This is a genomic window from Streptomyces adustus (assembly GCF_009377175.1).
GTDB lineage: Bacteria > Actinomycetota > Actinomycetes > Streptomycetales > Streptomycetaceae > Streptomyces > Streptomyces adustus.
The window spans coordinates 1-2,402 of the sequence record NZ_VJZD01000499.1 but is presented as its reverse complement, the minus strand read 5'-3'; the positions used below and the strand labels follow the sequence as shown (position 1 = coordinate 2,402).

At 70.7% G+C, this 2,402-nt stretch carries 1 protein-coding gene and 2 pseudogenes; 1 reads left to right on the top strand and 2 read right to left on the bottom strand.

Going from position 1 to position 2,402, the window contains the following annotated elements; genetic code table 11:
• A pseudogene (locus tag FNH09_RS46070) lies at positions 1-923 on the bottom strand (FAD-dependent monooxygenase); the annotation flags it as partial.
• 18 nt (positions 924-941) lie between these two features.
• A pseudogene (locus tag FNH09_RS46065) lies at positions 942-1,433 on the bottom strand (fumarylacetoacetate hydrolase family protein); the annotation flags it as partial.
• A 201-nt stretch (positions 1,434-1,634) separates the two neighbouring features.
• Between FNH09_RS46065 and FNH09_RS46060 the strand changes: the two are divergent.
• On the top strand, positions 1,635-2,402 hold a 768-nt coding region (locus tag FNH09_RS46060), incomplete at its 3' end, for an amidohydrolase family protein (protein WP_152895822.1).

Genomic DNA, 2,402 nt, shown 5'->3' with positions numbered 1-2,402 from the left:
GGCCTGGGGGGGGAGGGGGCGGCCAAGGCCGCGACCGGCGATCCGCGTCCCCCCGGGCAGGCGGCTGACGGCGCTGACCGCGGCACGGCGCAGCGCGGCGGGCTGGTCCTGTCCGCCGGTCATGGCCCAACCGGTGAGGACGGCGAGGCGGATCAGGTGGCGGGCGTGGGGTTGGCGCTCGTCCTGGTAGGTGTCCAGTATCCGCTCGTCGGCCCCTTGGTCGAGGACACGAGCGAGCTTCCAGATGAGGTTGAAGGCGTCGCGCAGCCCTGAGCACAGGCCCTGGCCGATGAAAGGCGGGGCGAGATGGGCGGCGTCGCCGAGAAGGAAGATGCGGCCCTCACGCCAGCGATCGGCGACGCGGGCGTGGAAGGTGTACCGCGCCTGGCGGACCATGTGGAAGTCACACGGGTGAGGCTGTTCGAGCCGCCGCAGCCGAGGACGGCTTCGGCCCGCAGCTCGTGGGTGCCTTCGCCGTCGCGGTAGGTCACCCGCACGCTGCCGTCATTCTTCTGGATCACGTCAGTGACCTCGGCGCCGCTTCGGAGGTCGCATTGCGGGCGAGTGGCGAGTTCGTCGCGCAGCAGACGTTCCAGGGTGGGCTGGCTGAACATGCTGGTCTGTGGATAGCCGTCGCGACCGGCGTGTGAGCGGTCGAATCGGGCGAGCACCCGGTGGCGGGCGTCCAGCAGGCGCAGTTTTTGCGCGGGACGGACGGTGGCCATGAACTGTTCGCCGATTCCAGCAGTCTGGAGGATTCTGCACACCTCGTCGTCGATGGCGACGGCGCGGGGCAGGGGATAGATGTCGTGGTGGCGTTCGAGCAGGACGCTTTCCACGCCGTGTCCGGCCGGGAGGAGGGCGGCGGTCACGCCCACTGGTCCGGCCCCGACGATGATCACGGGCGTGGAGGCCGGCTTCATGTGCGGCTCTCTCCGGTCTCAGGCGGCGTCGGTGACGGTGTTGTGCTGTTCTCCGAGGTCGATGTGGCCGTCGGGAGTGGCAATGACGGCAGTGACGGTGTCGCCGTCGTGCAGGTAGCGCGGGTTCTTCGCCTGGCTCCTGAAGAACGACTTCCACTTCGTGGCGGGGGGCAGGAGCGCACCGATCCTCTCCACGACCTTGGGCGGGGCCTTGAGGGCGGTGCCGCCGGGTGTGCCGGTCAGGAGCAGGTCGCCGGGGTCCGGCGCTTGGAAGCGCGCGAGGAGTGTCAGCGCCTCGACGGGGCGGACGATCATGTCGGTGAGGGTGCGGTCCTGGCGCAGGTCGCCGGTGACCGAGAGCGTCAGCCGCAGGTCGGTGAGGCGGGTGAAGTCCTCGGGTTCCAGGAGGGCCAGGTGGGGGCCGGTCGGAGTGAAGGCGGGGTAGGACTTGCTCTCGTAGAACTGGGTCTTGGTCAGCTGGACGTCGCGGGCGCTGACGCCGTTGGTGAGGCCCGGTCCGTGGTTCCGCTGCGGTACGCGAGCCGAGCCGCGCGGCCTCCACTCTCCGCGGCACGCACCTTGGCGTACGACCCGACGCGTCGGCGTCACCCGTGGTCGCCTCGCCGCCGCCCCTCACGAACGCCGCCGCGACCGACAGGCCCGTCCTCCTCCCCGCCGTGCCACGCACATCTCGCGAAAGGCCGCTTCCTCATGACCGCTGCGCTTCAGCGAATCGACGTCCACCAGCATCTGGTGCCCGCCTTCTACCGTGACGCGCTCACGGCCGCGGGCATCGGCGAGTCCGGCGGGCGCCAACTGCCCTCCTGGAGTGCCGAGTCAGCCCTGGAGCTGATGGAACTGCTGAGCACCCGGAGCGCGATCCTCTCCGTCTCGACCCCCGGTGTCGGGTTCCTCACCGACCCTGGAGAAGCAGCAGCCCTGGCCCGGCGTCTCAACGACCACTGCGCCGAGCTGACGACCCAACACGCCCCCGCTTTCGGCTACTTCGCCACCGTGCCGCTCCCGGACACCGCGGCAGCGGCCCGCGAGGCGGCACGCGCCCTGGACGAGGCGGGAGCCGACGGCGTCACCCTCCTCGCCAACAACGCAGGCACCTACCTGGGAGCTCCGGACCAGGACGAGTTGTGGCAGACGCTGGACGAACGCGGCGCGGTGGTGTTCGTCCACCCCGCCGAACTCCCGGCTCCCCCGGTCGAGGGCGTACCACCCTTCGCCGCCGACTTCCTCCTCGACACGACCCGCGCCGCGTACCTCCTCGTCCGCAACGGCGTGATCCGGAGGTTCCCCCGCATCCGGTTCGTCCTCAGCCACACCGGCGGATTCGTGCCGTACGCCTCCCACCGGATGGCCGTCACCATCGCCTCCGACGCCGGGCGCAGCCCGCTGGACGTCCTGGACGACTTCCGCTCCTTCTACTTCGACACCACCCTGTCCTCCCCCCGCCGCGCTCCCCACACT